A 7,625-nucleotide genomic window follows, 5' to 3' on the forward strand; every position below is an offset into this window, starting at 1 on the left:
GTTCGACCTGGCCCCGCCGTTCCTGATCGGCGTCGCGGTCGACAGCGTCGTCGGGGGGGACGGGTCGTGGTTGGGCCGGACGTTCGGGATCGGGGCGCAGGAGCAACTGGCGGTCCTGGCCGCCGCGACGTTCGTGGTGTGGGCGCTCGAGTCGGTGACCGAGTACGTCTTTCAGGTGCAGTGGCGCGGCCTCGCGCAGGCGCTGGAGCACGACCTGCGGTGCGAGACGTACGACCACGTCCAACGCCAGGGGGTCGGCCTGTTCGAGCGGCGTACGACCGGCGGCCTCATGAGCGTGCTCAACGACGACGTCAACCAGCTCGAGCGCTTCCTGGACGTCGGGGCGAACGAGGTCCTGCAACTCGTGACGACCGTCGCGCTGCTCGGCGCGTTCTTCTTCGTCGCCGCGCCCGGCGTCGCCTGGTTGGCGTTCCTGCCCATCCCGCTGATCGTGTGGGGGTCGCTGCGCTTCCAGCGGCGCATGGCGCCGCGCTACGCCGCGGTGCGCAGCGAGGTCGAGGCGATCAACCAGGACCTCGCGAACCACCTGGCCGGCATCGCGGTCATCAAGAGCTTCACGGCGGAGGACCGGGCGGCGGAGCGGATCGCGGCGGGATCGCGGCGCTACCTGGCGGCGAACGAACGCGCGATCCGGATTTCGTCGGCGTTCGTGCCGCTCATCCGCATGGCGATCGTCGTGGGGTTCATGGCGACGCTCGTGTGGGGCGGCACGCTGGCGATCGCCGGGGGGATCAGCGTCGGGATCTACAGCACGCTGGTGTTCATGACGCAGCGCTTGTTGTGGCCGCTCACCCGCCTCGGCCAGACGTTCGATCTCTACCAACGCGCGATGGCGTCGACGCGCCGGATCTTCGCGTTGCTCGACGTCGACGCCGCCCTCCGCGACGGGCTCGACCCGCTGCCCGCCCCCGCCGCGGGGGGGCCGGCGGGCGGCCCCGCCCCCCGGGCGATGGCGCTCGAGGGCGTGCACTTCGCCTACCCGGGCGGCGCGCCGGTGCTGCGCGGGCTCGACCTGGCGTTCCCGGCCGGCACGACGACCGGCGTGGTGGGGGCGACGGGGGCGGGCAAGTCCACCCTCGTGAAGCTCTTGTTGCGCTTCCACGATCCCGACGCCGGGCGCGTGACGCTCGACGGGGCGGACCTGCGCGCGCTGGCGCGGACCGACGTGCGGCGCGCGATCGGTCTCGTCTCGCAGGACGTCTACCTGTTCCACGGGTCGGTGCGCGAGAACCTGGCGGTCGGCCGGCCCGGCGCGGACGACGCCGCCCTGTGGGCGGCGCTCGACCGCGCGGAGGCCGCCGACTTCGTCGCGGCCCTCCCGCGCGGCCTCGACACCCGCGTCGGGGAGCGCGGCCACACCCTCTCGGGCGGTCAGCGGCAACGCCTGTCGCTGGCGCGGGCGCTGCTGAAGGACCCGCCGGTCCTGATCCTCGACGAGGCGACGAGCGCGGTGGACAACGAGACCGAGGCCGCCATCCAACGCTCGCTTCGGACCGTGACGGAGCACCGCACCACGATCGTGATCGCCCACCGGTTGTCGACGATCCGGCACGCCGACGCCATTCACGTGCTCGAGGGCGGCCGCCTCGTCGAGTCGGGCCGGCACGAGGCGTTGCGGGCGCGTGGCGGGACGTACGCCGGCCTGTGGACGGTGCAGACGGGGGCGGCCGGCGCGTGAACGACGACCTGGCGCCCCCCACCGACGTCGAGACGTTCTTCCGTTCCGATCTGCGCGCCGGCACCATCACGCGGGTCGAGGCGTTCCCAGGCGCGCGCATCCCCGCCTGGAAAGTGTGGGTGGACCTCGGTCCGCAGCTGGGCGTGCGCACCTCGAGCGCTCGGATTACCGACCTGTACGGCGCGGAGGACCTGGTCGGGCGGCAGGTCGTCGCCCTCGTGAACGTCCCGCCGCGGCGCATCGGGCCGTTCCTCAGCGAGTGCCTCGTGACGGGCTTCGACACCCCCGAGGGGGTGGTCCTGACGAGCGTCGAGCGGCCCGTCCCGAACGGCACGCGCCTGTACTGAGTCCGGGGGGACGGCGCGTGGGGGTCGGCACGCGGGGCGCGACGTACGACCGGTCGCCCGTTCGCCGCGCCGTCGTCTATCGTAGGGCGTCCCCAGCCGGGGGACGTTGGGAGCCTCCATGCCGACCGTGCACCTGCTCGGGACCGGGGCCGTGCGCAGCGACCCCGACCGCACCACCACCATGCTCGCCGCGGAGAACGACGCCGGCGCGATCCTCATCGATTGCGGCGGCGACGTCGCGCCCCGCCTCGAGGCGGTCGGGATCGACCCGACGCACCTCGAGGCGTTGATCGTGACGCACGAGCACGCCGACCACGTCGCCGGCCTTCCCCTCCTCATGGAGCGGATCTGGCTGATGGGGCGGCGCGCGCCGCTGCCGGTTTACGGCATCGCGCCCGCCCTCGCGCAGGTGGAGCGCGTGCACGACGCCTTCGACGTCGAGGCGTGGGAGGGCTACCCCGGGCTCGAGCTGCACGAGGTCGACCTCCGGGCCGGCGCGCATGTCCTCGAGCGCGCCGGCTGGCGCGTCACCGCGGCGCCCGGGACGCACGCCGTGCCCAGCGTCGGGCTGCGCCTCGAGGACGTCGCCAGCGGCCGGGTGCTCGGCTACAGCGGCGACACGGCGCCCGATGCGCGCATCACCGACCTCGTGCGCGGCGCGGACCTCCTGCTGCACGAGGCGACCGGCGAGGGGCCGGTCCATACCGGCGCGGCGCAGGCGGCGCAGGTCGCGATCGACGCGGACGTCGGCCGCTTGGTGCTGGTGCACGTCCCCCCGCGCGACGTGCGCGCCGCCGACGTCGCCGCCGCCCAGGCGGCGTTCCCGGGCGCGACGGTCGGCGAGGAGTTGCAGCGCCTGACGTTCTGACGTCGGCCGCGGGCGCGCCTCCGGCCGGTCACTCCAGGTAGGTGTAGCCGACGAGCTCCGCGGCGTACAGCGCCCGGAGGCGCGACGCGGCCTCGTCGCTCACGCCCGCACCGAGCCGGGCCGCTTCGTCGATCTCCGCGCCGAGCGCGGCGAGCAATTCGTCGGTTTCGTACCCCATGTTCTCGATGACGCGGCGCGCCTTCTGCCCGGGGACGGTCCGCTCGATTTCGAAGGTGTCCGCCCCCGTCAGGCGCACGTGCGCCTCCGCCATCCGGCCGAACAGGTTGTGGGCGTTGGCGAGCACGTCCTGGTACCCGCCGACGAGGAAGAACCCCAGCAGGTAGCGCCCGCCGGGCGTCACGTCGTGGACCGGGAGGGTCGGGCCGACGTCGTGCCGCCCGACGAACGACTGGATGCGGCCGTCGGAATCGCAACTGATGTCCGCCAACGTCGCGCGGCGGGTCGGGGGCTCGTCGAGGCGCGTGAGCGGGACGACCGGGAACGGCGAGCCGAGCGCCCAGTGGTCGGGCAGGGTCTGGAACAGGCTGAAGTTGACGACGTACGTGTCCGCCAGCCGGTCGGGCAGTTCGTCGAACGGCTCCGGGGCGTAGTCGAGGTCGGCGACGACGTCGGCGATCGCAGCGAGGATGCGGCCGTAGGCGCGCTCGACGTGCGCGCGTTCGGCGAGCCCGAGGTAGCCGAGGTCGAACAGCTGGTGCATCGTCGCCTTGTTGGAGACCGCTTCGTTGTACACCCGCCGGTAGGCGTCGGGCCCGACGTCCGCCAGGAGCGCCTCCATGTCGGCGACGAGGGGGTGGGGGTCGCCGGGGAGGGGCGGCAGGTCGACCGGGTCGCGGGTGGGCCCGATGGCGTCGACGACCGGCGCGACGACGACGGCGTGGTGCGCCGTCAACGCCCGCCCCGATTCGGTCACGAGGCGGGGGTGGGCGACCCCCGCGTCGTCGCACACCTCCGCCACGGTCGTCACGAGCGCTTCGGCGTACTCCGACAGCCCGTAGTTCGCCGAGGCGGGCGTCGCCGTCTTGGAGCCGTCGTAGTCGACCGCGAGGCCGCCCCCGACGTTCAGGTAGCGCGGTGCGGTACCTTTCCGCGCGAGGTGGGCGTACACCTGCGCCGCTTCGCGCACCGCGACGCGGATGGCGTGCACGTCGGGGACCTGGCTCCCGACGTGGGTGTGGAGCATCACGAGGGCGTCGGCCATGCCGGCCGCCTCGAGGCGTGCGACGACGGCGGCGACCTCGCCGGCGGTGAGGCCGAACTTCGCGTCGTCCCCCCCGGACGACGCCCACGTCCCGCTCCCGGCGGCGTGGAGTTTGAAGCGCACCCCGATCGCCGGTCGGACGCCCATCTCCCGCGCGATGCGGAGGACCCGATCGAGCTCCCCGACCTTCTCGAGGGTCAACACGACGTGCTTGCCGAGCGCCCGGCCCCACAGCGCCAGGCGCACGAAGTCGTCGTCCTTGAAGCCGTTGCATTGGATCAACGCGTCGGGGTGGGTGTCCTGCACCAACACCAGCGCGAGCTCCGCCTTGCTGCCGGCTTCGAGGCCGGTGCGCCAGCGTGCGCCGGCGCCGGCCAGCGTCTCGACGACGACGCGGCGTTGGTTGACCTTGATCGGGTAGACGCCCTGGTACCCGCCGCGGTACCCGGTCGTCGCCATGGCGGCCTCGAAGGCCTCGTGGACGCGCGCGAGGCGGTCCTCGAGGATCTGGGGGAAGCGCAGGATCGTAGGCAGGGGGCGTCCGTCCGCCTCGAGGTGGTCGACGACGTCGGCGAGGGCGACCTCCGCCCCCGCGACGCGGACGCGCAGCGCGCCGTCCTCGCCGACCCGCAGGTACCCCGCCGACCAGGCGTCGACGCCGTACGGCGCGCCGGGCGCATCGTCGCGCACGCCGCTGCGAACCGTGTCGCGGTCGGCGTCGGGGGCGGGGGGCGGAGGGGCGACGTCGGCGTGGGCGGGTCCCGGCACGGCCGAACACGCTAGCATGCGCGGGCCGGGGGTCACCCCCGCCCGGAGTCCCGTGCCCAGCGACGCATCTCCCCTCCCCACCCGGTCCGAAGCGGCGACGCCTCGCGCGGCCGGCTTCGCGGTGCCCAGCGACGCGGACCCGCACGCCGCGACGTGGACCGCGTGGCCGCACGGCGAGGCGCGGTGGGAGGGCATGCTGGGCGCGGTCCGGACCGCGTTCGCGGCGTTCGCGGCCGCCGTCACGCGGTTCGAACCGCTGGTGCTGCTCGTCGCGAACGAGGCGGTGCGGCGCGACGCCCGCGAGCACCTGCGCGCGGCGGGGGCGGCGACGGAGGCGGTCCACCTGCTCGAGGTGCCGTACGACGACGTGTGGCTGCGCGACCAGGGCCCGACGTTCCTGCGCGGTGCGGACGCCACCCGGGCGATCCTCGATGCGCGCTTCGACGGGTGGGGGGGACGCTACCCGAGCGCCCGCGATGCGGCGCTGCCGGCGCGCGTCGCGGAGGCGCTCGGGGTGCGTCGCTTCGCCGCCGACCTGGTGCTCGAGGGGGGCGCGGTGGAGATGGCGTCCGACGGGACGGTGCTGGCGACGCGCACGTCGCTGCTGGGCGACGTCCGCAACCCCGGTTGGGACGCCGCGCGGACCGAGGCGGCGCTGCGCGACCAGGTGGGCGCGGAGCGGGTCGTGTGGCTCGAGGGGGGCCTGGTGGACGACCACACCGACGGGCACGTCGATACCGTCGCGCGTTTCGTCGGCCCCGACGCGGTCGCCCTGGTGGTGCCCGACGCGGACGACGCCGCCAACGGGGCGGCCGCGCGGGCGAACCGCGCGGCCCTCGCGGCCGCTGCGACGGCCGACGGGCGGCCGTACGCGGTGCACGCCCTGCCCCTGCCCCTCGACCGCCGCCCCCACGGCGGCGTGCGCCCGCCGCGCACCTACGCCAACTTCGTGCTGGTGAACGGCGGGCTGCTGATGCCGACGTACGGCGACCCTCGCGACGACGTCGCGGCGGACGTCCTGGCGGCGGCGTTCCCGGACCGGACGGTCGTCGGCGTGCCGGCGGACGCGCTCGTGACGGGGGGCGGCGCGTGGCACTGCGTGAGCACGCCCGAGCCGTTCGGGCGCGACGGCGTCCCCCTGGTGGCGGGTGGGGCGCCGTGAGCGGCGGGCGGACGCTGGATCTGGCCGTCGTCCAGATGGCCTGCGCGGGCCCGCGGGAGGCGAACCTCGACGCCGCGGAGGCGCTCGTGCGCCGCGCGGCGGCGGAGGGCGCCCAGGTGGTGCTGCTCCCCGAACTGTTCGAGGGGCCGTACTTCCCGCAGACCGAACGCGAGGCGGCGTTCGACCTCGCCGCGCCGCTGGACGGCCACCCGACGGTGGCGCGGTTCGCCGCGCTCGCGGCGGAGCTGGGCGTGGTGCTGCCGCTCAGCGTCTTCGAGGCGGCCGGGCCGGCGTACTACAACACCGTCGTGATGCTCGACGCCGACGGCGCCCGGCTCGGGACGTACCGCAAGGCGCACGTGCCCGACGGGCCCGGCTACGAGGAGAAGTACTACTTCGCGCCCGGCGACACCGGGTTCCGGGTGTGGTCGACGGCGGCGGGACGGATCGGCGTGGGGATCTGTTGGGACCAGTGGTTCCCCGAGGCGGCCCGCGCGATGGCGCTCGCCGGCGCGGAGCTGCTGCTCTACCCGACCGCCATCGGCTCCGAACCGCCGGAGGCGGGCGACGTCGACACGCGCGCCCCGTGGCGGCGGGTGATGGTCGGGCACGCCGTCGCGAACGTCGTGCCGGTCGCGGCGGCGAACCGCGTGGGCGTGGAGGACGCGCTTCGCTTCTACGGCTCGTCGTTCGTCACGGGACCGTTGGGCGACGTCCGGGCGGAGGCGGACGAGACCGAAACGACGGTGCTGCACGCGCGCCTCGACGTCGACGCCGCCCGGCGCCTCCGGGCGGGCTTCGGATTCTTCCGCGACCGGCGGCCGGAGTTGTACGGCGCGTTGCGGACGCGCGACGGCGTCACGCCGGTGCCGGGCGCGGACGGGCGCGACGGGCCGGACTAGCGCCGGCCGGGGAAGGCCGGCATCGCGCCGGCCCCAAGGTCGTGCAGGCGGGCGGCGGCGACGTCGATCGCGACGACCCGCGCACCGTTCGGCCCCTGCAGGGGCAGCGCCAGCCACCGCCCGTCGGGCGACCAGGTGGCGTGACTGCGGGCGTACTGATCGAAAAAGGGCACGTACTGCGCCAGGAAGTTCGCGCTCGGGGCCACCTCGCCCAGCCAGGTGGTCTCCGCCGCACCGACGTCGACGACGCCCAGGCGGAAGGCGGGACCGTCCTGCACGAGGCGGCTCGCGACGCGGCGGGTCGGTCCGGCCTGCGCGACGCGGCCGCCGCCGGGGCCCGAGACCGCGAGGACCGCGACGCGGTCGCCGGTGGGCGCCCACCAGAAGGCGACGACGGTGGCGTCGGTCCACGGCTCGAACAGGCCCGTGGCGGCGTCCAACCCCCCGAGCGGTCCGAAGGCGTGCGGTTGGTCGGTGACGGGGCGCAGCAGCGCCAGCTGGTCGCGGTCGGGGGCCCAGGCGAACGCGGCGACGCCGACGTGCCCGAGCTCGCGACGCGATCCGTCGGGCGCGTCGGTGGGCTCGACGACGACGCGGCGGACGTCGCCGGGCGCGCGTTCGGCGTACGCCCGCCAGTCGCCGCTGGGCGAAGCCGCG

7 protein-coding genes are annotated in these 7,625 nt (G+C 75.2%); 5 read left to right on the plus strand and 2 right to left on the minus strand.

What is annotated here, in order from left to right; all coding sequences use genetic code 11:
• From RI554_06490 to RI554_06500, 3 genes are all read left to right on the plus strand, one after another.
• On the plus strand, positions 1-1,699 hold a 1,699-nt coding region (locus RI554_06490), incomplete at its 5' end, for an ABC transporter ATP-binding protein (protein ID MDR9391661.1).
• A complete protein-coding gene (locus RI554_06495; GenBank protein ID MDR9391662.1) occupies positions 1,696-2,046 on the plus strand; it encodes a tRNA-binding protein in 351 nt (116 codons plus the stop codon). The genes RI554_06490 and RI554_06495, both read left to right, overlap by 4 nt.
• Positions 2,047-2,164: 118 nt before the next feature.
• Positions 2,165-2,914, plus strand: coding sequence for an MBL fold metallo-hydrolase (locus tag RI554_06500; protein MDR9391663.1), 750 nt, complete (start codon positions 2,165-2,167; stop codon positions 2,912-2,914).
• 28 nt (positions 2,915-2,942) lie between these two features.
• Here the strand turns inward: RI554_06500 and speA are convergent, their stop codons facing one another.
• A complete protein-coding gene (speA, locus tag RI554_06505; protein ID MDR9391664.1) occupies positions 2,943-4,904 on the minus strand; it encodes a biosynthetic arginine decarboxylase in 1,962 nt (653 codons plus the stop codon).
• 16 nt (positions 4,905-4,920) lie between these two features.
• Between speA and RI554_06510 the strand changes: the two genes are divergently transcribed.
• On the plus strand, positions 4,921-6,066 hold the full coding sequence (locus RI554_06510) for an agmatine deiminase family protein (GenBank protein MDR9391665.1): 1,146 nt from the start codon (positions 4,921-4,923) through the stop codon (positions 6,064-6,066).
• Positions 6,063-6,968 (plus strand): N-carbamoylputrescine amidase, encoded by a 906-nt coding sequence (gene aguB, locus RI554_06515; GenBank protein ID MDR9391666.1) that lies wholly within the window; start codon positions 6,063-6,065, stop codon positions 6,966-6,968. The genes RI554_06510 and aguB overlap by 4 nt, the downstream gene beginning before the upstream one ends.
• On the opposite strand, the gene RI554_06520 is transcribed toward aguB, so the two are convergent.
• Positions 6,965-7,625 (minus strand): hypothetical protein (locus RI554_06520; protein ID MDR9391667.1); only part of this gene is annotated, 661 nt, incomplete at its 5' end. The genes aguB and RI554_06520 overlap by 4 nt on opposite strands.

The sequence above is a fragment of the Trueperaceae bacterium genome (genome assembly GCA_031581195.1).
GTDB lineage: Bacteria > Deinococcota > Deinococci > Deinococcales > Trueperaceae > SLSQ01.

Excerpts from the sequence above, each read along its gene's own strand:
- RI554_06500 (MDR9391663.1), top strand. The coding sequence starts at position 2,165 with ATGCCGACCGTGCACCTGCTCGGGACCGGGGCCGTGCGCAGCGACCCC.
- RI554_06510 (MDR9391665.1), top strand. The coding sequence starts at position 4,921 with ATGCGCGGGCCGGGGGTCACCCCCGCCCGGAGTCCCGTGCCCAGCGAC.